Genomic DNA, 24,133 nt, shown 5'->3' with positions numbered 1-24,133 from the left:
GTTGGAATATAAAAGGTAATTAAATTAAATTAGTAAATGTTTTTCTACCTTGAACATATTAAAAATATACTTAAACCCCTATATATCCACGTTTTTTCGCTAGTGATTTAGTTAAACTAGACACAGACAAATTTAATATTTACGTCATCGAATAATTTACGGTCGCCATAGCGAAGACCTACATTACTTACTTGGATCATGTAAGTTCCTCCTTTTTTCACAATGCTTCTAGTATAGCATGAACTATAATGCATAGTCTATAAACATTATTAAACCAACGTTTATAGTCAAATATACTACGAATTAGCCTCAACAGTCCACGAGTACGGATGCAGAATCCACAAAGTAACATACAATTATATCAGCACATTAGGCGTGATTTATCATTAAAAAGATTAAATGGCTTAAGCCTCTGAATTATGAGACTCAAGCCGCATTAAGCATTAATATATTGCTACATAAGAGTAGGAACCGTTAATAAAAGATTACTTTGCACGTTTAAACACAAGCCGCCATAAAGAAAAATTAATGATTACAAGCACAATTAAGTAAATGATCGTTCCATAAGAAATAAGTGTTACCATGAAGTAATGTATTCCTGCTAGAACACCTAGGGGAATAAGTAATATAAAAGTTTTCCACCCCTGTGCATCGCCGATTTCATCATATGGCTTTGTAAAAGGAATCTTGCTTCCAAAACCAATGTAACAAATAACAGTGTACAAACAACTTGCTACGAAAACAGCTAATAGATCTGGAATGATTCTTGTGCCATAAATGAAGCACAAAACGATACTTAAGACACTATATAAGGGGATATATAACTTTATTAAAAATGCTTTTAAGCTCCCTTTTTTTAAGTCTGTATAATCTTTGAATGGGAAGATTTTATAAATCCAAGCGGCTTTATACTTTCCAGAATGTCCAAGCATAAGCACAGCAGATGGAATAATTAGCATACTGAAATAAATATTTAAATAGGCAATGCTAACGGAGTAATCTATTTCTTCGGATTGAGTCATAGTAAACATAAAAATAAATGGAATGACAAATGAAAAACCGAGTGATGGATATACTTTTAATTTAAATTCTCGTTCTTGTTTCATCATAAGAGAGGCGAAACGGTAGAAAGCTCTTTCTTCGTTTGTTCGACAAATAATTTTTAAGAAAAGCTCTTTTAGTAGGTTTTTCTTTTCCTTCTTTGATTTGCTGGTATTTAATAGTTTTTGAAGATTATGTTCAAACGTTGGAATCAGTTTTATATAAAGCCATATCGACATCATTGGTATGACGATAGCGAAAATACAGTAAACCACAGTAAATAAAGAGTAGTTACCATTTAGTAACAGCTCATAAGGAGCGGCAAACCACATGGGGATTAGAAAAACACTCCACCAATGGAACTCTAAGACGATATCCAAGTTAACAAATTCAAAAGATCTAATGAGGACTTGATAGCCAATCATCAGCATCAAGGATAAAACAATTTGTACATAGTTGATGAGATCCTTTAGTTTTTCTCCATCAAAAAATCTTAAAATAACCATGTATAAAATGGCGGTAAGAACGACGATAAAACTATTAATCAAAACTAGCTCTAGCACAGTTAAAATAAAGAATACTATTCCTTGTGTAAATAAGGAGACTAGAAGCGGGATAGTCGTTAATGCAATCGTTAAATAGGACAAATAAATGAATATATGCATAAATTTAGCTGCATTTATTGTTTTAGGTGTAATTGGTTTGGTTGAAAGAACTGTTCTATCACGTACGTCTAATAATACAGAAGAAAAATCTGAGATCAATGATGTCATAATCATAAAAATAATCATCGCATAAGCAATGCTCATCTGAAAAAGATAGTTTTGACCAAAGCCCATTAAAGGAATCAATATAAGTCCGAATAATACATAAATCCATAAAGATTTGATATAGCCGTTTTTTTGTTCTTGCTTCTTTTTATGTGAAGCTTGGTTAAATACTGTCGGTACTTTACGTCCATCCATTGTTAGCTTAATGTGGAGGATTGTACGCATGATGTCATAATCAATGCCCATTCTCACAAAAATAAATCGGAATTTATCAAGTAGTTGTAGTGTTTTAAAATCTTTCATTACAGGACCTCTTGAACGACAGAAACGAATTGCTCACCAATTTCCTGATGATTATTGAAGCCCGTTAATTGATTGAAAATCTTTTCTAAAGTTCCTTCGGTATTATCCGCTTGTAGTTGGGCAAATGTTCCGTCTGCAGCGATTTTCCCATCATTTAGTAAGATGATTCGACTACTGATTTTTTCTACAACATCCATGATGTGTGAAGAGTAGAAGATTGTTTTTCCTTGGGCAGCCAATTGTGTCAATATTTCTTTAAAGATCATTACACTGTTCGCATCTAGGCCGTTAATTGGTTCATCTAAAAATAGAATATCAGGATTATGTAAAAGGCTAGCAATAATCAATAGCTTTTGCCTCATTCCTTTTGAATAAGAAGAAATTCTTGCATGATAGGCTTCTCCCACTCCAAACAATTCCATCAAAGTTTTTGATTTATCAGCTGCAATATCTAATTCTAAACCATAAAGCTGTCCGATAAAGGTCAAATACTCATAGCCAGTTAAATTATCATAAACATCTGCTATTTCAGGAACATAACCAATTCTGCTTTTATATTCAATGTGATCTTGCCCAATTGTCTCACCGAAAAGTTTAATTTCTCCACCGTATTCACCCTCAATCCCCAATATAATTTTAACAGTTGTACTTTTACCTGCGCCGTTTGGGCCGATATAGCCAATAATTTCACCTCTTGAGACGTGCAAGTCGATCCCTTTTAATATTTCTTTGCTACCGTAGCTTTTCGTCAAATTGTTAATCGTCAATATTTTTTCCTGATTCATTGTGCATCTCCTTTCTTGTTTTCAGTATGCCTTATATACGGATGAACGATTAAATGGTTTCGGAAAAATTAACCATAAATAATATGCGGTTTTTTAGAGTTTTGTACGACATGAATAGGATTTGCTGCTAGAGCAAACAATAGTGTGTAAGTTAATTAAAAGAAATTAAGAACTAATGATAGTTTTCATGTCTAAAATGTGATTTACTAAAAAGAAATTTGGATGCGGAAAGGTTTTAGATATTATGAATAATAAACAATGGACAACGTCGACGATATTCATCGTGGTGAGTATATTCTTCGTTGCCCTAAATACGCGACCTGCTGTAACAGCAATTGGGCCGCTTTTTAATGTATTATTGGATGCACTCAATGTGTCCAATACGCAAATGAGCTTACTCACATCCATTCCTGTTTTTTGTATGGGGCTTTTCGCTCCCTTGGCCGTACCTTTACAAAAAAGACTAAGTCCGAAGGCATCAATTCTATTTCTTCTTATCATTATTGCAATATCAAATGGTTTACGTTTTATAACAGAAAGCTACTTATTACTAGTTGTAACAAGCTTTGCAGCTGGTTTTGCGATAGGGGTAATTGGTCCAATAATAAATGCTTATATTAAAGAAAAGTTTCCAAGCCGATTTACGACAGTTGTCGGTGTGTACTCCTTTGGTATCGGTACTGGGGCAATGTTAAGTGCTGGGTTGACTGTTCCAATTTATAATGCTTTCGATAAAAGTTTGACAATTGCAATTGGTAGTTGGACAGTGCTTGCAATTGCAGCGGTAGTTATTTGGCAATTTGCAATACCTAATGAACAGGTTGAAATGCAAAATGCAAAAGCAACGATGCAAGGAACAGTTCGAAATCCGTGGAAAAACGGTCGTGCATGGGTAATTTTACTATTTCTAGGTTTACAAACTTCTTTGTTCTTTGCTTTGATGGCTTGGTTACCAGCAATGTTACAAGACAAAGGATTTTCACTAATACTGGCAAGCTCAGTCCTAACATTCATGGCACTTGTGCAAATGGCAGGTAATATTGGTATAACATTACTGATGGAAAAATGGCCAAATCGTATTGCATGGGCACTCGGCTTAGGTATCCTAGGTGTAGTTGGTTTTGCGTTATTATGGGTAGGTACAGGATTCATGTTATGGATTGCTGTTTTCATTATTGGCTTAGTATTAAGTGGTTTGTTTCCAATTGGGTTATTACTACCACTTGATGAAGCGACAAATTCTGAGGAGGCGAATAGTTGGTCTTCAATGGTATTGTCTGGCGGCTTTATGATGAGTGCATTACTACCATTGGTTGTTGGTTATTTTTATGATAAAACAGCTAATCACAATATAACATACGTAATTTATATCATCTTAATGTTAGGCATTATTGGCACAGTATTAGTGCTAAAGAAAAGTAAGAGGCATGCTGCAAAATAATAGCATGTCTTTTTTTTACGGAAAATTATGCTCGTCGTAATTTTTTTGAGCAATTTGTATTGAGAATGAGCAAGAATAGAACGGAAATATAGGAGGAAAGATTCGGTAGAAAAGAATCGAAATATCATTAGCAAATATAATAATATTATGTAAACTTGAAACAGATGAATTCCTTGTATATGATAGGAAGTATGAATAGAAGTTTATAAGAAAGTTTTGGTGAAGGAATGCGAAAGAAATTAGTAGTACTTGGTGCAACAGCATTGATTTTAGCAGGGTGTGGCAATCAAACAGTTGCTGAAATGCTAAATAATCAAAAAAAGGAAGTAAAAACAGAGCAGATTGCTAAACAAGCAGAAAAAATTGTACCAGAAGTGAAGATCATTGGAGAAAATGGTGTAGGTGCAGGAATAATTGTGAAAAAAGAAGATTCAGCGCTATATATAGTGACTAATGGAGCGCTCGTTGCATCAAAACCGAGTGCGCTTGTTCAATTAAGTAATGAAAAATTAGTGCAAGCAGATGTACATTATATGTCTACAGCTCATAATATCGCGATTTTACAGGTGAAATACAAAACGGATGTAAACGTACCAAATGTTTACAAAGGGGAACTGAATAATTTATCAGTCTATGTGAATGGACAACCAAGTACAATTGAAAAATATGCAGATAGAGTCGCGGCATATTATGTTGAGGCGGGTGAAAAGTTACCTCTTGGTAGTCCTGTAATGAATGAAGCGAATGGAGAAATTGTTGGGATCTATTTTAATCGTAAACAGCAAGGTGTTGCAGAGCCATACATATTGCCACTTCAGGATGTTGTGCCATTAATTGATGAATGGATTGCCGAGGGGATGAGTGCAACTAATCGTCTAGCACAATCGAAAAACTTGTATTCGTATATTGAAGGAGGAGACAAGGAAGCGGTAAAACAGTCAGTAAAAACATTTGGAAAAGATATATTTGCTTATAATGCTGATGAAGTAAAAATATTCATTGATTTATTCCAAGAGCATTTAAAAGCCGCAGTAATAGAAAATGATGCGACAGTTATGGAGAATCTTACAGGTGCAGAGGATTTACAAGGCACACTAAATAGTATGGTAGCTTATTATAAATCAAAAAATGCAAAAATCCATTTTTCGAACACTAAGGTAAAAAGTATTGATATGAAGGGGAAAAATATCGTTGCACGAGCAAAAACCGAGTATGTTTTAACGAATGCAGCAGGGCAGGAAGCGCTAGCGAATACAACAATTACTTATGAAATCTTCAAAAATGCTGAAGGCGAATATAAAATGATTCGTTTAACGGCTGAGGAGTGAGAACTATGATGGAACAAGCAAGACAAATGTTACAGCATCATTTCGGTTATGATGCTTTTCGTACAGGACAAGCGCAAGTAATTGAGCAAACACTAAACACTCAGTCAAGCCTTTGTGTGATGCCAACTGGTGGAGGGAAATCAATTTGTTATCAAATTCCCGCACTTATGCTAGATGGTTTAACGATCGTCATTTCACCGTTAATCTCACTTATGCAGGATCAGGTCGAGTCGTTACGTGCGGCCAATATACCCGCGGCTTATATAAACAGTACTTTATCGGTACAAGAAGTTAACGAAACGATGCAGTTAGCGAGTGCTGGTTATCTTAAGCTTTTATATATAGCGCCAGAGCGATTAGAGAGCACGCAATTTTTACAGGCACTTTCTTATTTACATGTGCCACTTATAGCTGTAGACGAGGCACATTGTATTTCGCAGTGGGGACACGATTTCCGACCGAGCTATCGTTCGATTCAAAAACTCTTTACGTTATGGCCGCAGAAGCCGACTATCCTTGCGCTGACAGCAACAGCAACACCAGCTGTTTGTGATGATATTCGCCAGTTGCTAAGTATTGATGAGAAATCTACAGTCATTACTGGCTTTGCACGTGAAAATTTAGCCTTTTCTGTATTGATTGGTGAGAATAAGGAACGATTTATTAAAAATTATGTGGAGAAAAATAAAAATGAGGTTGGGATTATTTACGCAGCGACACGAAAAGCTGTAGATAGTCTATATGAGTTATTATCTCGATTTGGGGTATCAGTCGCTAAATATCATGCTGGCTTACCTGAGGAAATGCGTATGTCAGAGCAAGACCGTTTTTTGAAAAATGAAGCACGTATTATGGTTGCTACAAATGCGTTTGGAATGGGTATAGATGCCAGTAACGTGCGCTTTATTATTCATTATCAAATGCCGCGTAATATGGAGAGCTATTATCAGGAAGCGGGACGTGCAGGACGGGATGGCTTACCGAGTGCCTGTCTATTGCTGTATGCATCTGGAGATGTGCAGACACAACGATTTTTAATCGAGCAAACACAGGATGAAACACGGATTTCACAAGAATTAGCGAAGTTACAAACGATGACTGATTACTGTCATACGGAAGGATGCCTACAAAATGCTATTTTAACGTATTTCGGTGAAGAACCTGGTGAGCCTTGTGGCCGTTGTAGTAACTGTAATGATGGACGTGAAGTCAAGGATGTGACGACTGAAGCTCAAAAGGTATTAGCATGTGTTGTTCGCATGGGGCAAAAGTTTGGGAAAACGATGATTGCACAGGTGTTAGTCGGCTCAAAAAATCAAAAGGTGCTTGATTTTGGCTTTATGAGATTATCGACGTACGGCATTTTAAAAGGACAGTCCGTGAAGGATGTATCGAATTTTATTGAATTTTTAATTGCCGAAGGTTTACTAGCTGTAAAGCACGGTACCTTTCCGACCATTTATGTATCAGAGCAAGGAAAGGCTGTCTTAATGGGAGAGCAGTCAGTAATGCGTAAGCAGGCAGTTACTGTGCGTAAACTTGCAGAAAATGATCCGCTGTTTGAGCATCTAAGACAGCTACGTAAAGAAATTGCTGATGAAGAAAAAGTGCCTCCATTTGTTATTTTTTCGGATAAGACATTACGTGAATTATGTGATAAAAAGCCAGCTAAACTTGAAGAGCTGCGTTTTGTTAGCGGTATTGGGGAAGTGAAATTCGAGAAATACGGTAATCGTTTCTTTGAAGCTATGCATGCTTTTTCAGATGAATAAAAGTAAATACAAAAAACAAACCTTCGTAAAATAGCATTTACGAAGGTTTTTTATATTGCTACTTCTCCCAGTGCTTAGCGATAAACTCATCTCGCCCAGATTTAGCACGGTCTTCTCGATAATGAATCGGCTCTTTTTTGTAGTAGTCTTGATGATAATTTTCTGCAGGGTAAAAGTTTTGAGCATCGCGAATTATGGTTACAATAGGTTTATCGAAGCGACCACTTGTCGCAAGTTTTTCTTTCGATGCTTCTGCTAAACGTTTTTGTTCTTCTGTATACGTGAAAATTGCAGTTGAATAAGAATCACCGCGGTCATGGAATTGTCCAAACGCGTCAGTTGGATCTATTTGCATCCAGTAAATATCAAGTAATTTTTCATAACTAAAGATTGTAGAATCAAATTCAATTTCGACAACTTCTAAATGTCCAGAAGTACCTTGTTTTACATCTTCATATGTAGGATTTATTACATGTCCGCCCATATAGCCAGATGTCACCTTATGTATTCCGTCCCATTCAACAAATGGCTTCACCATACACCAAAAACATCCACCTGCAAACGCAGCTTTTTCTATCATAAAATCAATCCTTTCTCTTGTGAAAAATTATAGCATTTTTTCTCCATTTAAGTAATTTAGGTGTAGAATAACGGATAGATATATAATTACGTTGAATTAGAGTATCAAAAATCTAACTTTGTTTAGAAAAATGAAACTTAACTTGCTATCAATCGTTATATAACTATAAAAAATATAGAGGAGTTACAGTTATGGAAGAGCCAGAATATACTCGACGTTCGCAACGTCTAGAACGTCCAAGGAAACGACGGTTTAGAAAAGGACGAGCGTTGTTCACATTTTTACTACTATGTGTCATCATGTTGGCTGTATATTCGGTCATGCAGTATCGAAGCGGTTTAGAGCTTGCTAGTGGCACGAAAGTAGCGCAAGAGGACTTCACCGGTGATAAAGTTGTAGGCAATATTGAAAACTACTTATTACTTGGTATTGATACAAGAGGTGAGGAAAAATCTCGAACGGATACGATGATGCTTCTTTCTTGGAATAAGGATACGAATGATATAAAGCTTGTATCATTTATGCGAGATATTTATGCAGACATCCCAGGCCATCAATCATATAAACTAAATACGGCTTACTATTTAGGAGGCGTTCAATTACTTAAGGATACGTTAGGTAATATGTTTGGATTTCCGATTCATCATTATGCACTTATAGATTTTAAAAACTTTGAATCCCTCGTTGATATTTTGGCTCCGAATGGTGTCGAAATTGAGGTAGAGAAAGATATGTCTGAGAAAATTGGCGTGACGTTGACTCAAGGTGTGCATAATTTAAATGGACAAGAATTACTTGGCTATGCTCGTTTCCGTCAAGATGCAGAAGGTGACTTCGGTCGAGTAGCTCGTCAGCAAAAAGTAATTGAAGCGTTAAAGAATGAAATTTTAGCACCTCAAAACATTTTGCATTTACCGAAATTTGTCGGAGCTGCTCAAGGCTATGTAACAACCGATTATTCAACTGCTGGCGAAATTCTGCAAGTCGTAAAAATGTTGTCGAAAGGAAAAGTTACGATTGAGAAGGCAACTGTGCCGATAGAGGGAAGCTATACTTTCAAGAACTTTAGCCACGCAGGTTCATCAATAGTTATTGACAAAGAAATGAACAAAGATTTTTTACGTGATTTTTTAGGCATTTCTTTAGAGTGATGCTTCGCAAAAGGCAGGATTATCCTGTAATATAAAGGTAGTGTTGTAAAGAGCAATTGTATTGGGGTGAGAGTATGGAGCAAGAAAAAAAACCGAGAGAAGAGACGAAACTTTTCTCAACAAAATTTATCCGTTTTCTAGGCGGGAAAAATTTATTATTTACACTTATTGTTTTAGTATTACTTGCATGTGTTATTTATATGTATGATAGGGTGTCCTTCATATTCACCCCGCTTCAAGTATTATTTGAGGTTGTGATTTTACCAGGGGTGCTAGCGGTGATCGCGTACTACTTACTACGTCCGTTACTAGGTGTACTAGAAAACTGGCGAATACCGCGAATTTGGGGCATTCTCATTTTATTTATAGGCGTTATTGGATTAGTGACATTATTAGTGTTACTCGTTTATCCATTTTTACGCGATCAATTTACGAACTTAGTGCAAGAATTCCCTGTTTATTTTAAGGCATTATCGCAAAACACGGTCGACTTTATTAATAGCTCTCGTATTACCGAGTATCTAGATAAATATGACTTCGATTACAATAAAGTGGTCACAGATTTTACCGAAGATATGGTGGACACGGTGAGGGATACGGTGGCGAGCTTAGCACAAGGTGTTGCTACGGGTATTACGGGCCTTGTTTCAACGTTAACAGGTATTGTGTTATCACTTGTTACTGTGCCATTTATTTTATTCTATTTATTAAAAGATGGCGAAAAATTACCGAAGTTTGTATTGAAAATTTGTCCACCACGTATGCGTAAGGGTATTCATGAAGTAATGCATGATATGGATAAACAAATTAGTTCCTATATTCAAGGGCAAATTCTAGTTTCAATGTGTATTGGTGCAATGGTGACAATTGGTTTCTTAATTATTGGTATGGAATATGCGTTATTGTTAGGTTTTCTTGCGATGATTACAAGCGTAGTGCCGTACTTAGGACCGGTAATTGCGATTACACCAGCTGCAGTTATTGCACTCGTAACATCGCCGTTTATGTTAGTCAAACTAGCGATTGTCTGGACTGTTGTGCAGCTAATTGAAGGGAAATTTATTTCGCCACAAATCATGGGTAAATCACTGAGCATTCACCCGATTTCAATAATCTTCGTACTTTTAACATCGGGTTCATTATTCGGTGTACCAGGAGTTATTTTAGGGATACCCGGCTATGCCATTTTAAAAGTACTTGTTACACATCTATTTAAGCTATTTAAACAGCGTTACAATCGTTATGAGGACGAGAGTGTTCAAAAATACGATATTTAAGCAGAAAGAAGCAGCTTTTCTTTAATGCTTAAACATGGTTGACATTTAATTTAATTATAAAAAGCCCGTATCTTCAGATGGAGATGCGGGCTTTCACGTTATATGGATATATATTTAATAGAATAGATAGAGTATATATTTGAAAAACGATGTAAAAAAAGCATGTGAAATTAATCTCACATGCTTTTATGGCTAAATTTTTAAGCCTTTTAAACGGTCTACAGCTTCTTGTAACACTTCTTTAGGTTGGACAAGTGCTAATCGAAGATATCCTTGACCTGCCGTACCAAATGCTGTTCCTGGAACAGTAACGATACCGACCTTTTCAATCAGTTTAAAAGCAAAATCTGTACAATCTATATCATACGGATATTTAGCCCACACAAACATTCCACCATCAGATGGAGCTACTTCCCAGCCAATGTCACTTAAGCCGCTCATGAGTGTTTTATGGCGTTCTGAGAACGTTGTGCGTAAGCTTGATGTAATTTCTTCTGCGTTATCTAAAGCCATAACAGCAGCGTCTTGAATCGGTTCAAAAATTCCAAAATCTAAATTAGATTTTAATTGTTTCAAAATAGCAATCATTTCAGCATTTCCGGCAATATAGGCGATACGTGTACCAGCTAAGCTAAAGCTTTTTGATAGGGAGTTAATCTCCATACCGACCTCTTTCGCACCTGGAGCGGCTAAGAAGCTAATTGGACCATCGCCTGTAAAGTAAAACTCTGAGTATGCTGCATCATGTAGGACGATTACATTGTACTTTTTCGCAAAGTCGATTACTTTTGCAAAATAGTCTAATGAAGGCATTGCAGGAACAGGATTCCCTGGTAAGTTTAAAATAAGTAGTTTTGCTTTATGTGCAATCTCTTCAGGGACAGCGTCTAAATCTGGTAAGTAGTTGTTAGCAGCTGTTTGTGGCATATAGTAAGGCGTTGCGCCAGCTAAATTGATACCCGCATCATAGGCAACATATGCTGGGTTTGTTGATAGAACGATATCTCCAGGATCACAAAAAGCCATTGGTAAATGTACTAAGCCTTCTTGCGAGCCCATTGTTTGGATGATTTCAGTAGCGGGGTCTAAATCGACATTGCTTCTGCGTTTATAGTAGCGGCTAACGGCTTCATAAAAACGCTGTGTGCCCGTTAATGTGTAGCCATATGATTCAGCAAGACTTGCTCTATGTGATAAATGTTCACGGATTTTGTCATGAGGTGGAAGGTCAGGGCTACCTAAACTTAAATCAATCATAGCCATGCCTTTTTCTTGTTGTTGTTTTGCAAATTTTTTCAAATCACCAAAAATTGCTGGTGCAAATAAAGACATTTTTTTAGATGGTACGATATTCAAAATAGTACACTCCTTAAATTACATAACAGAATAGTAGTAAACATTTTATCATACTAAAGCGCGGAAAGGGTAAGTTATACTAAAAAAAGAATATATTTATCTTATGGAGAAGATGTCTGCCTAGAAAAGTAACCAATTTTTATTAAGGTAACATAAAAAAATAAATAACCTCTTAAATTTTGAAAAAAATCACTATAAATTCTGCTATCATAAACCTATATGAGGGGAGAAGGGGTAAATGAGAGTTTGTTCTTTAAGTGGTCCAAGTGGAACAGGGAAAAGTACAAGTGCCTTGGTGTTTGCACATAAGGTCGGGCTAGAAGCTATTATTGACGATGGTTTGCTAATCGTTAATGGCGTAAAAGTCGCCGGCATTTCAGCAAAGTTTGAGAAAAATACAATTACGGCTGTACGTCGTGCTATCTTTTCAGAAGATAAACATTGTGAGGATGTCAAAAAGGCACTAGATACATATAAGGTCCAATCCATATTACTAATTGGTACGTCCGATAAAATGACGAAAAACATTGCACAAAGACTAGAAATTGGACCTATTGATACTTTTTATTATGTGGAAGATATACGTACTCAGAAAGAAATACAAAAAGCACGGTTTGTACGTGGGACACAAGGGAAGCATGTCATGCCAGTACCTTACAGACAAGTGGAACAAAACTTTTTTAAGAGACTGGTTCAGCGAGGGAAAGAGATATTCTCACCAAAACGCGAGAAAATAGGTGAAACAACTATTGTACGACCCGACTTTCAGCAAGAATATATTGATATTGAAAAACAAGTGTATGTACAGCTTCTTACGCATTGCTGTGCGCAAGAAGCCATCGTCAACAAAGTCGAGCATGTGCAGTTTTTAATGGAGGAGCATGTGAAAACAAATATTACTGTGCAGCTAATAGCGCCGATAGACTATCAATTACAAGATAAACTTAAAAGCATGCAAGAAGCGGTTCAACAATCGTTTTATCTACATTTTGGTTTTGAGTTAGATGCTATTAATATTCACATAAAGTCAGTTGCAAAGAAACGAAAATAGAAAAAAACATGTACTCAATTCGTTTACCTACGAAGAGAGTACATGTTTTTTATTGTGGCTTTCGCGTAAATGTTGGCTGGCGCTTTTCCACAAAGGCCCGGCAACCTTCCGTAAAATCGCTACCAACAAACGGTGAAGAACCTTCCCATAGCTTCGGCACACTATCTACACATTCTTGAACTGATTGTTTTACTGCGAGTAAAGAGTCGGGAGACATACCGGCTACGAGCTTACCCATACGAATCATATATTTATTTAAGTCTTTTTCAGCGACTAAATAATTTAACATTCCTAGTTTAAAAGCCTCTTCTGCTTTAAACATGCGACCAGTGAACACTAAATCCTTTGTTGTAGAAGGGCCAACAAGCTGTACTAAACGCTGTGCAAATTTATTGTTTAACGTAATCCCTAACTTGCCAACAGGAATCCCTAATTTGGTTTTTTCAGAGCCTATACGGATATCACATGCTAACGCTAGTTCTAAACCAGCACCCATCGCAGGTCCGTTAATGACGCCAATCGTCGGAATCGGTAAACGCTCAATTGTCGAAATCGTCTTTTCCATATGGACAAAAGCTTCTTCAGCTTTTTCCAATGAAATCGAGTTGAATTCCTTAATGTCTGAACCTGCTGTAAAGTTTTCGCCTGAACCTCGTAAAATTAGCACCTTGTTTTTCGGATTATCTAGAACTTGAAGCGCAATTTTCGCTAATTGATCCCACATATTTGCTGTTAATGCGTTTTTCGCCTGCGGACGATGAATTGTAATAATCGCTAGCCCAGCTGTTTCTTGATAAATGATCTTTGCATCTTCTGCTTCAAGTCTCGTCGTTCTTACTTGCATAATAAAAATGCCCCCTACATTAAAATGATAGTTATATTATATAACACAAACGTAAATAAACATTAAATTATGCGAATCTTCAAGTAAATACGGCATGGTATACAGAAAAAAGGGTAGTTTTAAGAAATTGTATTAGTACAGTTGTTTTGTAAATTACTATTGTAATAAAGGAAAATATGTGAGAAACTACGCAGAGAACATTTGTTCTTTAGGCGTAGAAAGGGCATTTTCAACGCTAGAAGCGGTAAATGTAAGATAGCAACAGATTATCCGACGTTATAATTTATAAAGATTTAAGACTACTTACGCATCAAAAATAGTATAAAATGTAGTTATATCACGCTCAGTAAACAAGGAGGGGTCTTGATGGTATCGCTACAGAATGCTTGGAATAGTTATTTGTTATTGCTAACTTCTTTGAAAAAGAGTGCAGCCACTAAAAAGCAATACAATTTAGTTGGGCAACAGTTTTTGGTTTTTGCTAGTGAAAAGAATATCTACCAGTTAGATGATCAATTTAAGGAGTTGTTATCTAACTATAATAAATATTTAAAAGAGACATACGAAAATTTCAATACATATAATCATAAAATTGCTACACTTCGAAGTTTTGTGGACTTTGTTTTTTTGCGTGAGTGGGTGGAACCCTTTGATTACGAGGCGATTTTAAAACCTAAAAAAAGAGTGAAGCAATCTTTAAAAATTCTGACAAAGGAACAATTGGTCAAAATTTCAGATGTATGGCCAACTTATTTTCAATATGCAAAAAACGAAGAACATGCATGGCTAGCAAGACGTAACGGCTGTATCATACAAATGCTATTGGAAACAGGATGTAAACCCTCTGAACTTGTTCACATGAAATGGTCCGATATTAAAGAACAGGAAAGTCATATTTATCTTTCAAATAATAATGGTCGTCGCACGTTGAAAATATCGTCTGTTTTATTTGAAATGTTGCATTATTATCAGGAAGCAACGGTGGCAATAAACAAAGAACCAATTGGAGAGTGGATTTGGGTGAGTGAGGCAACCCAGATGAAACCTGTCTCAACAAAAACAATAGAACGTATTTTTCAAACAGTTTCAAAGGATATTGGAGAGGCTGTTCGTGCGACGGATATAAGGTACACTGTCATGCAAAAAGCTTTTCAGAGTGAAAGTTCAATCGAAAGTATTTTGCAGCAAATGGGGTATGCACGTAAATGGGTACTTACCGAAAGAGGCGAACGATTTGATTAAAAAAATGCAGATGTTGGCATGAAGTTGCTAACATCTGCATTTTTCTATAGATAATTCAATGCCTTGACACTTACTTTGACTGTTAAATCATGTTTTCCACCTGTATAGACGCCTTCTACGGGGCTAACATCTGTATAATCACGTCCAATACATAGAATGATGTGATTTTCTAACACTTCAACATTATTGGTTGGATCTAAACCAATCCAACCGATACCAGGGATCATAACTTCTACCCAGGCATGCGTTGCAATATCGCCAATCAATGCTGAATTTTCATCAACATATAAATAGCCACTGACATAACGAGCGGGGATGCCTTTTGCTCGTAATACAGCTAGCATTACATGTGAAAAATCCTGACAAACCCCCCGTTTCAAGTCAAATGCCTGACTGGCTGTTGTCGTCACGTCTGTTGCACCTGGATCATACTCAAAAGTAGAATACAAATATTGCATTAAATTAAGCGAAAAGAGTACTGGATTTTCTGCATGACCAATTGCATGATAGACTTCATCTAACTGGTGTTCTGTCATATACGTAAAACTTGTTTTCTTAATATATGGTAAATAGTGCTCATAAAACAATTGTGAATGGAAAATCGTCTGCATTTCCGGCGAATAATGGATGCGCTGAATGAATGGTGCCCGTTGAATACTAACGATTGATGTAGATTTTATTTCAAGTTCCTGGTGCTGCTCTGGAATGTAAAAAGTGCCAACCGTATTACCCCAAATGTCTAAATGTTCACGAGTAAGTGAAGTGGGTGAAATCGCAATACGATAAGATAGTAGCCGTTGACGTTCATCACCACGTGGCTTTAAGCGAATCGTATTTAAACTTTGATCAACTTCTGATTCATACTGAAAAATATTCGTATGTTTTACCTCAAACTTCATCGTGTCCGCTTCCTTCCGGCTATTGACTAGCGTTTTGAAAGGGACTTGTACATTGTTCCTTTCAAGGCTGTTCGATGGGTTCATATAAATGATAAATTGTCGCAAATGCCAGATTAAAATCTGTGCATTGGCACAATCTTTCCTCCATTAAAAATATAGCTTCCTCTATAGTAATCGGCAATAAATCCAATTTTATGATAGAGAATAATAAAGATTTTAATTGATTGTTTAGTTCTAGAAAACGTACAGATAAATGATCTTTTTCGATATTCATTAATGCCTCCTCTATTTTTTTTAAGCAAAATACTACAGAACGAGGGAAATGTTCATCATGCAATAAATATTGAATGACGGAAGTGAGATTCGTTTCTCGATGTTTACGTAAATATGATTCTGTTGCTCTCGATAAATCGAGTAAAAATCCACCGTCTGCTTCTTGTAAAGAAACATTTAATTGCTGCTGATGTTCAAGTGTGATGAGAGCCATTCGAATCGCTTTTTCTGCGCGTTCTAGCCATTTCCCAACTTGTATTAGGTAAAAGGGTAAATCACGATCCATGGAGCCCTCAATTAGCCCTGTAACTGTCATTGAAGTCTTTCTTACATTTTGCAAAAAATAATTGAGGGAAATTAATGGAAATGTCTTCTCTCGGTCAATAATCTCCTGTTGTAAATATAAATAGAAGGCATTTTGCAGCTCCCATAATTCAATAGGGATGCTGTCTCGTGAAATACGTGCGTTTTCACGAACGGCACATAAAGTAGTAAGCAACGCATTACTATTTGTTTCAGAAAACAATAAGTAATCAATCAGCAAACTAACCCTTATATTTCCGTTTATTGACGCATATTCTTCCTTTGAAGCACAAATATCTAAAATTGATTCCCAATGATCAATATACTCATTTTCCTTGCCAGATTGCTCTAGCATATTTAAGAGCTGTACTTGTAATATATGTGCATTGTTTTCTGTTCGTTCACTATACCTTGCCATCCAATACAGCGCATCCGCTACTCTGCTCAGCATGCTCCAATTCCTCCTTTAATATCCATGTATCTTTTGCACCTCCACCTTGTGAAGAGTTGACGACGAGAGATCCCTCTTTTAAAGCAACACGTGATAAACCACCAGGTAAGACGTATGTTTCATCGCCCTTCATAACGTACACACGAAGGTCTATATGACAAGGGTAGAATCGCCCATCCTGATAAGCAGGGGCACGCGACAATTGAATTGTTGGCTGGGCAATATATTGATGTGGATTTTGTAATATTTTCTCGCGGAAGATAGCGATTTCTTCTTTACAAGCATGCGGACCAATGAGCATATCATAGCCCCCTGAAGCACCCACATTTTTGATAACAAGCTCTTCTAAATGCTCTAGAACCCACGCTAACTGTGTTTCATCACTTAAAAGATAGGTCGTAACATTTTCTAAAATCGGCTCTTCTTTTAAATAGTAACGAATCATATCGGGTACATATGCATACATGGCTTTATCATCGGCTACTCCATTACCAATGGCATTAAGTATAGCTACATTTCCAGCTTTGTAGGCATCAATAATATTTGCAACGCCTAGTAATGAATCTTCCCGAAATACTGTTGGATCCAAGAAGTCGTCATCAATTCTGCGATAGATTATATCTACGCATTCTAATCCATAAATTGTTTTCATAAACACTTTATCATCTTGCACTACTAGATCTCGTCCTTCGACCAACTGAATATTCAATTGCTGCGCTAAGAAAACATGATCATAATAGGCTGAATTGTACATGCCAGCCGTTAATAAAACTGCCTTGGGTTCTAAATGTTCCTCTAAATTCCGTGGACGGTGGGCAAGTAATGCCTTTTGCATTTGCACCATCTGTTTTTCCAATGAATGAATCGTATGTCTTGAGAAGAATTCTGGATATACTTCCTTCATTACATAGCGGTTTTGAAATACATACGACATGCCAGAGGGGTTACGTAGATTATCTTCAAGTACACGATAAACACCATTTTCATCACGAATTAAATCAATGCCTGCTAAGAAGATATGATTATTTATTGGTACTTGAACGCCAAGTAACTCCCTATAATAGTAAGGATTATTTTCAACAAGTAATCTTGGAATAACGCCATCTTGTATAATCAATTGCTCATGATACACATCATGTAAAAACCGATTCAAGGCTTCAACACGCTGTTTCATACCCGCTTCAATCATTTTCCACTGTTCATGCGGAATAATGATTGGGACAAAATCAAAAGGCATTGCCCGTTCGGTACCACCTTGTGCTCCGTATACTGTAAACGTAATACCTTGCCTGAGGAAGCTTGACTGTGCTTGCTGATGCTTTTCTTCAAGCTGTTCCCTTGAAAATGCACTTAATTTACGATAGAAAGATTGGTAGTGTGGCTTTGGTTGATGACCATCTAACATTTCATCAAAAAACAAACCAGATTCGTATAATTTAATCACGTGAATCGCCTCCAATTTATGAAATATAAAAAGTACTAGCAAAAGGAAAGAATATATATTGAAGAAACTGTCAAAATTCGGTTTAACGGATGAGGAGATATTACATACATTAAAAGTGAAGATATGTTTAGCTGATAGGAAAATTAACCGAAGTATGATTTTTCAGAAACAACGGTTCTTTGGTAAAGAAGGGGAGATTATCAAATTTAATTAGTTACATTTAAGATCACCCAACGGTTATTACAATCACGCTTCCATTTTAAGGGGATTAAACATTTTCCATTACATAAGCAATTTCCTTGTGAAATAGTAGCCATTAAAACTACAGAAATTAATTGTCAATTCAGAAATTAGTAAACAATTGAATGATTCATATGCTATTATTGTAAAAGATATGATAATAACCAAATAATCCCACATTAGCTGTGAGACGATTCGAGGTGCATGGTTATCCGTCTTCTTGTTTTTCGAATCGTTTCACAGTAATGTATTAAATGCTTATAATTTTGTGTTAATAGATTTAAATATTCATCGAAACATAAAAATATTCCTGAAAATATAAAATTATATAAATTGAGTAGAAAATTTAAAATTATTATAGAAGCGTTATATTTTATTTATGCAATTATTTCACTGACTATTTATAACTTTTCGCATGTCCAATGTCTTACTTGGGGAGATGAAAACTTAAGTGAAACGAAACATTAAAGCGAGACCAAATTTATGGATCATTAGTATCTTTGCAATTACGATGTTACTTACTGTTATAACCAATTTCATAGCAAGGGATTCTGTCTTACATGAGGTTATGAAATATTTAATGTTGATATCTAGTGTTGTATTTTTATCAAGGACTATTTATAGAGTAATGAAATCAGATATTAGTGATGCGAAACGATTTGCAATTCTTTTCCACATAGTGAAGGGAATCTATGTATTAGGCGTGATATATTATTTCTTATGGTAATACGACTAGAAAGACTATTTTTTGAGAGAAGAGAAAATAGTCTTTTTCTTTTTAGTATATAACGAACGTATGTTCTTTGTCGTGGAAAAGGGCATTTTTTTTACAATAAAGTTCCCAAATTTATATTTGGGAACCTTTTTTCGTGGTAAAATAGAGTATATAGAGGTGATTTTTTTGCAAAAGACACAACTCCCAAAAATTATGAAAGATTTTCTAGTGTACTTAACGACGATTAAAGGGAAGTCCCATCGTACGAGAAAAGAATATGAATATGATTTAACGCTTTTTTTCCGCTTTCACTTGGCCATGCAAAATGATTTAGAAATAGAGCGCATTTCGGAAATTGATATTTCTACTATTAAAATAGAAGAAATCCGTGAAATTACGTTAGAAGATTTGTATTTGTTTATGGAGTATTGCGAGGTGCAGCGCAATAATTCTGCATCAGCAAGAGCACGTAAAGTCGCAACGTTAAAATCGTTTTTTAAATACATAAAGGGGAAACGTCGACTAATCGAAGAAAATCCAGCCGATGAACTTGAAACACCTAAAATTGGACGTAAGAAGCCGATTTATATGAATTTAGAGGAAGCGACGCAGTTTATCGACGGAATACAGCCTAATAGTGCATCCCCACGTAATTATTGCATGATGATGTTCTTTTTAAATCTTGGCATACGTGTAACCGAGTTATGTAATTTAAATAAGTCATCTATTCAAGGGCGCTATTTAACAGTTGTTGGGAAAGGAAATAAAGAGCGTACAGTATATATAAATGACAGCTGTGTGCAGGCACTATCGGATTATGAACAAAGTGGGAAACATACGTTTAGGGGGGATGGAGAAGATCCATTATTCGTTTCGCAAAAAGGCACACGGTTAACGCGTCAAACCGTTGCTAAAATCGTCAAGCGAATTAACAAGCAATCCGGCTTAGAAAAGGATCATTTAACACCACATAAGCTGCGTCATACATCTGCAACAATGATGTACAAGGCTGGGGCTGACATACGTAGTTTACAGCATATTTTAGGGCACTCTAGTGTGGCAACGACTCAAATTTATACACATATTGAGGACGAAGCATTACAACATGTAATTGAAAACAATCCATTTAATATTGTAAGATAGGCGACTGCGGAGAACTTGCAGTCGTTTTTTCTTTTGTGTTTTATTATTCAGAAAATTGCACTAAAACAATTGACTTATAAATAAATCTGTTATATATTATAAAGAAATTAATAAATCTGTTATAATACAGATAAAACCGAGGAGGAATTTTCATGTCAAAGTATCGAGATGGTTATGAATTTTATTGTGAGATGTGTGAGCGTTATGGTATGGAGCCAATATCGTTCCGCTACTATGTAATCCAATTATCACAAGAACAACTGTCGGCATATAACATGCAAGCAAAGCAATTAGGTCTATAATGATATTGTCTAAAAGGAAGTGATTATTACGGACGCCGATGTGATTATTTTATAAATGCCCAGCCATTATAACTATAATGGACTGGGCATTTATTGTTCAGTAAGAAATTTCTGACTATTTATTGACTTTTCCACTTAACTGTTATATATTATTTATACGAAACAAAAACTGTTATAGTACAAAGAAATGAGGAAACCTTATGTCACATTACCGAGATGGCTTTGATTTTTATCTAGAGAAATGCGAACAATTCGATTTGGAGCCGATAAACTTCTATTATTACGTGAATCAGTTATCGCAAGAACAATTGGAGTATTACAATGAAGCTGCATTACGTGTGAAGGGGAGTTATTAAGATGACTGATTATCGAGAAGGCTATGAGTTTTACCGTAAAATGTGCGAAAAGCACGGGTTGGAGCCTATTAATTTCCATTATTATCTTTTGAATTTATCACAAGAGCAATTAGATGCATACAATGAACAAGCGATTTTAATAGGAGGTCAAATTGAATATGAACTGTATTAATCGATTGTGAAATGCCTTACTGCCAACTATGACAGTAGGGCATTTTTCATTATGTGCAAAACGAACTAATGCAATCGAGATTTACAAATGATAAATGGATTATTTCCGACGCAAGCTAGTTCTTTTAACTACAACGTGTGGTAGTATAAGTAGGTAATTCACCAATAAAAGGGGGTCTATAGCATGGTACGACCAAGTATTATTATCGTCATCGGGGAGGCTGGCGTAGGAAAAAGTGCAGTGGGGAAGTTAATCGCAAAAGAAAAGAAATATACATATATCGATAAGGACACGGCTACGATTAGTTTGACAGAACAATATCTCGAAGAATGTTCTCCTACTAAAAATAAGCACGATCGAGAGTCCGATTTTTACTTAAGTACAGTGAGACCATTAGAATACAAAACAATTTTAGCCTTAGCACTTGAAAACCTTGAACTAGGAAATAGTGTCGTTTTAACTGCAGGATTTGAGCTAGAGATTCAAGATGAGAATTGGCTACAAATGAATCCAGACATTATGAAAATCCGAGCAATTGCGGATCTCAAAGTTGTTATGGTAACTGTTGATAAACAAACATTATTAAATCGTTTAATTACTCGTAACGAGCTACGAGATACATGGAAATTAAACAATTGGGATGCTTATCTTAAACAAGTTGCTGCTATGAAAATCACATGGAATGATAGGGATTACACAAACCTGAGTTTTGATAATAGTGATGCACTCCCAATTCTATATGATATTAAAGTAAATAACCTTATTAAAACACTATAAATTTTATACATTATAAAAACAGATTGGTCAAAAATTCATTTTTGATCAATCTGTTTTCTTTTCTAAAAGTTGAGTGAAAAAATGATTAAATCCAACTATAAATTTGGGTTGAATTTACTGTATTTCTAAGACTATAATGAAGTTACATAAAAGTGTGGATTTATTACGGAGCTTTTTGCCTACATAATAGTAAAACGAAAGCACTAAAATAGCTTTTTATTTTAATGAACGGAGACTGATTACTATGAATATAGCGCCTAGCAGTTTCAATCAGGCTAATTATAGCTTGAAAGAGTTACAGGATATATTTTCAGCATTAAATAGTTCGATTATTGTGGCTATTACAGACCGTACGGGGAGAATTACATTTGTAAATGATCATTTCTGTAAGATTTCCAAATACAAACGAGAAGAATTAGTAGGGCAAGATCATAGGTTATTAAATTCAGGTTTCCATCAGAAGTCATTTTTTAGAGAGATGTGGAAAACAATAGGTAAAGGTGAAATGTGGAACGGAGAGGTATGTAATCGTGCGAAAGATGGTAGTCTTTACTGGGTGAAAACTACGATCATTCCTTTCATGGATGAAAACGATAAACCGTATCAATACATTGCCATTCGTGTAGATATTACAGCACAAAAAGATATTAAGAAAATTACACATATTGCTTACCACGATGAGTTAACGGGCTTACCAAACCGTCGTAAGTTAGAACAACGACTAGAATATGAATTTCATCAATCAAGACGCAATGGTGAGAAATTTGCATTGTTTTTTATTGATGTAAATCGTTTCAAGCACATTAATGATGGGCTTGGACATATTATTGGGGACATGTTCCTAGTTGAAATGGCCAATCGTTTACGGAGTATCGATTTCACTTCGAACTCATTCTATCGTCATAACAGTGATGAATTTGTTTTTATTTTAAATGATACCAGTCGTATTGACGAAATGGCTAAAGAAATTCTTTCGATTTTTCATGAAAGTTTCATTATCGATACATATGAATTTTACGCGAGTATTAGCATTGGGATATGTGTTTTCCCAGATCAAGCTAATTCTATTGAAGAGTTATTAAAAAATGCTGATATCGCTATGTATGCTGCGAAAACTACACGTGGCAATTATTATAAATTATATTTACCAAACATGGATGATGATAATGATAAATGGCTTATGCTCGAAACAAAATTACATCAAGCATTAAAAAAAGATTTATTAGAGCTCCATTACCAACCAAAAATAGACTTGAAAACGGGTGCGATAGTAGGTATGGAGGCGTTATTACGCTGGTATGATTCTGATTTAGGTCACCTGCCACCAGATCGCTTTATTCCATTTGCAGAGGAATGTGGTCTAATCAATGATATTGGGGTATGGGTACTAAGAAAGGCTAGTATACAAACTCATCATTGGAACAAAGTATATGGTTTGAATTTACAAGTTGCTGTCAATATTTCACCGATTCATATTAGCGCAGATGGCTTTGTAGATATGGTGCGAGATGTCATTGCTGAAACTAAGATTGACCCAAGTACATTAGAAATAGAAATCACTGAAATGAGTATGCTTGATTATACAGAAAAATTGATTCAAACAATTGGGGAATTAAAGGCTCTTGGTATTACAATATCGATTGATGACTTTGGGACTGGCTATGCATCTCTGAATTATTTAAAAAAATTCCCTGTAGATGTTTTAAAAATTGACAGAGCATTTGTGCAAGATATCATTTCAGGAAAGTCTGGAATTGCTATGATTTCAGCCATTATTTCATTAGCTCACGCAATGGAGTTAAAAGTTGTTGCTGAAGGCGTTGAGAACGAGGCTGAATTGAATGTTTTACGTAAATACGGATGCGAATATGTTCAAGGCTATTATTTTAGCAAGCCATTATCTGCAGAAGATTTTACAATGAACATTTTGGAAAAAGTAGATTCACATTAAAAAACAAGGCTCCTCTAATTTTGAGCCTTAATTTCATGGCACACTTAGTTTACATAATATATATATTTATTGAATTTGTTTAATTATTGGAAGCGTCCTATAATTTATCGTTCATAAGGGCTTGCTCGTTTAAACAGTGAGGGATTTAAGTATTGAAGTTTGTTTT

The 24,133-nt window shown here is 35.7% G+C and carries 21 protein-coding genes; 13 read left to right on the top strand and 8 right to left on the bottom strand.

The genetic code is table 11. The features are described from left to right. Window positions 1-485 precede the first annotated feature (485 nt). Entirely contained in the window at window positions 486-2,114 is a 1,629-nt protein-coding gene (locus ACIQZG_RS15040; protein ID WP_402756293.1) for a hypothetical protein, read from the bottom strand. Further along, window positions 2,114-2,899, bottom strand: a complete 786-nt coding sequence (locus ACIQZG_RS15035; RefSeq protein WP_402756292.1) for an ABC transporter ATP-binding protein — start codon at window positions 2,897-2,899, stop codon at window positions 2,114-2,116. The genes ACIQZG_RS15040 and ACIQZG_RS15035 overlap by 1 nt, the downstream gene beginning before the upstream one ends. Before the next feature lie 244 nt (window positions 2,900-3,143). Here ACIQZG_RS15035 and ACIQZG_RS15030 point away from each other — a divergent pair, with 244 nt between their 5' ends. The 3 genes from ACIQZG_RS15030 (at window position 3,144) to recQ (ending at window position 7,440) form a co-directional block, all read left to right on the top strand. Further along, the gene (locus ACIQZG_RS15030; RefSeq protein ID WP_402756291.1) at window positions 3,144-4,340 is read left to right on the top strand and encodes an MFS transporter; all 1,197 of its coding nucleotides are present in this window, start codon (window positions 3,144-3,146) and stop codon (window positions 4,338-4,340) included. A 227-nt stretch (window positions 4,341-4,567) separates the two neighbouring features. Further along, window positions 4,568-5,668, top strand: a complete 1,101-nt coding sequence (locus tag ACIQZG_RS15025) for a S1 family serine peptidase (RefSeq protein ID WP_402756289.1) — start codon at window positions 4,568-4,570, stop codon at window positions 5,666-5,668. A gap of 8 nt (window positions 5,669-5,676) precedes the next feature. Next, window positions 5,677-7,440, top strand: a complete 1,764-nt coding sequence (recQ, locus tag ACIQZG_RS15020) for a DNA helicase RecQ (protein WP_402756329.1) — start codon at window positions 5,677-5,679, stop codon at window positions 7,438-7,440. 58 nt (window positions 7,441-7,498) lie between these two features. Here the strand turns inward: recQ and msrA are convergent, their stop codons facing one another. Continuing rightward, the gene (gene msrA / locus ACIQZG_RS15015) at window positions 7,499-8,020 is read right to left on the bottom strand and encodes a peptide-methionine (S)-S-oxide reductase MsrA (RefSeq protein ID WP_402756287.1); all 522 of its coding nucleotides are present in this window, start codon (window positions 8,018-8,020) and stop codon (window positions 7,499-7,501) included. 191 nt (window positions 8,021-8,211) lie between these two features. On the opposite strand from msrA, the gene ACIQZG_RS15010 reads away from it, so the two are divergent. After that, window positions 8,212-9,171, top strand: coding sequence for an LCP family protein (locus ACIQZG_RS15010; protein WP_402756285.1), 960 nt, complete (start codon window positions 8,212-8,214; stop codon window positions 9,169-9,171). Window positions 9,172-9,245: 74 nt separating this feature from the next. Further along, entirely contained in the window at window positions 9,246-10,448 is a 1,203-nt protein-coding gene (locus tag ACIQZG_RS15005; RefSeq protein ID WP_402756283.1) for an AI-2E family transporter, read from the top strand. Between the two features lie 192 nt (window positions 10,449-10,640). On the opposite strand, the gene ACIQZG_RS15000 is transcribed toward ACIQZG_RS15005, so the two are convergent. Then, complete coding sequence (locus tag ACIQZG_RS15000) at window positions 10,641-11,804, bottom strand: aminotransferase class I/II-fold pyridoxal phosphate-dependent enzyme (RefSeq protein ID WP_402756281.1); 1,164 nt, start codon at window positions 11,802-11,804, stop codon at window positions 10,641-10,643. 238 nt (window positions 11,805-12,042) lie between these two features. Here ACIQZG_RS15000 and ACIQZG_RS14995 point away from each other — a divergent pair, with 238 nt between their 5' ends. Then, window positions 12,043-12,855: a nucleoside/nucleotide kinase family protein gene (locus ACIQZG_RS14995; protein ID WP_402756279.1), complete on the top strand. Its 813-nt coding sequence runs from the start codon at window positions 12,043-12,045 to the stop codon at window positions 12,853-12,855. Window positions 12,856-12,904: 49 nt separating this feature from the next. Here ACIQZG_RS14995 and ACIQZG_RS14990 read toward each other — a convergent pair whose 3' ends face one another. Continuing rightward, a complete protein-coding gene (locus ACIQZG_RS14990; RefSeq protein WP_402756278.1) occupies window positions 12,905-13,699 on the bottom strand; it encodes an enoyl-CoA hydratase/isomerase family protein in 795 nt (264 codons plus the stop codon). A 417-nt stretch (window positions 13,700-14,116) separates the two neighbouring features. On the opposite strand from ACIQZG_RS14990, the gene ACIQZG_RS14985 reads away from it, so the two are divergent. Continuing rightward, entirely contained in the window at window positions 14,117-14,941 is an 825-nt protein-coding gene (locus tag ACIQZG_RS14985; RefSeq protein ID WP_402756276.1) for a tyrosine-type recombinase/integrase, read from the top strand. Between the two features lie 44 nt (window positions 14,942-14,985). Here the strand turns inward: ACIQZG_RS14985 and ACIQZG_RS14980 are convergent, their stop codons facing one another. The 3 genes from ACIQZG_RS14980 to ACIQZG_RS14970 form a co-directional block, all read right to left on the bottom strand. After that, window positions 14,986-15,840 (bottom strand): transglutaminase family protein, encoded by an 855-nt coding sequence (locus ACIQZG_RS14980; RefSeq protein ID WP_402756275.1) that lies wholly within the window; start codon window positions 15,838-15,840, stop codon window positions 14,986-14,988. 61 nt (window positions 15,841-15,901) lie between these two features. Next, entirely contained in the window at window positions 15,902-16,867 is a 966-nt protein-coding gene (locus tag ACIQZG_RS14975) for an alpha-E domain-containing protein (RefSeq protein WP_402756274.1), read from the bottom strand. Continuing rightward, the gene (locus ACIQZG_RS14970; protein WP_402756272.1) at window positions 16,821-18,311 is read right to left on the bottom strand and encodes a circularly permuted type 2 ATP-grasp protein; all 1,491 of its coding nucleotides are present in this window, start codon (window positions 18,309-18,311) and stop codon (window positions 16,821-16,823) included. Before ACIQZG_RS14970 ends, ACIQZG_RS14975 begins: the two co-directional genes overlap by 47 nt. Before the next feature lie 1,168 nt (window positions 18,312-19,479). Here ACIQZG_RS14970 and ACIQZG_RS14965 point away from each other — a divergent pair. From ACIQZG_RS14965 to ACIQZG_RS14940, 6 genes are all read left to right on the top strand, one after another. Further along, window positions 19,480-20,409: a tyrosine recombinase XerC gene (locus tag ACIQZG_RS14965; RefSeq protein WP_402756270.1), complete on the top strand. Its 930-nt coding sequence runs from the start codon at window positions 19,480-19,482 to the stop codon at window positions 20,407-20,409. Window positions 20,410-20,561: 152 nt separating this feature from the next. Next, the gene (locus tag ACIQZG_RS14960; protein ID WP_402756268.1) at window positions 20,562-20,711 is read left to right on the top strand and encodes a transcriptional regulator; all 150 of its coding nucleotides are present in this window, start codon (window positions 20,562-20,564) and stop codon (window positions 20,709-20,711) included. Window positions 20,712-20,911: 200 nt separating this feature from the next. Next, window positions 20,912-21,067, top strand: a complete 156-nt coding sequence (locus ACIQZG_RS14955; protein ID WP_402756266.1) for a transcriptional regulator — start codon at window positions 20,912-20,914, stop codon at window positions 21,065-21,067. 1 nt (window position 21,068) lies between these two features. Further along, window positions 21,069-21,239, top strand: coding sequence for a transcriptional regulator (locus ACIQZG_RS14950; protein WP_402756264.1), 171 nt, complete (start codon window positions 21,069-21,071; stop codon window positions 21,237-21,239). Between the two features lie 183 nt (window positions 21,240-21,422). Then, window positions 21,423-22,016, top strand: a complete 594-nt coding sequence (locus ACIQZG_RS14945) for a P-loop nucleotide/nucleoside kinase family protein (RefSeq protein WP_402756262.1) — start codon at window positions 21,423-21,425, stop codon at window positions 22,014-22,016. Window positions 22,017-22,260: 244 nt separating this feature from the next. After that, the gene (locus ACIQZG_RS14940) at window positions 22,261-23,967 is read left to right on the top strand and encodes a putative bifunctional diguanylate cyclase/phosphodiesterase (protein WP_402756261.1); all 1,707 of its coding nucleotides are present in this window, start codon (window positions 22,261-22,263) and stop codon (window positions 23,965-23,967) included. Window positions 23,968-24,133: the final 166 nt, after the last annotated feature.

It is taken from the genome of Lysinibacillus sp. NPDC096418, from assembly GCF_044762775.1.
GTDB lineage: Bacteria > Bacillota > Bacilli > Bacillales_A > Planococcaceae > Lysinibacillus.
Note: the sequence above shows the minus strand (reverse complement) of the source record. Positions and strands in the feature narration are given on the sequence as shown.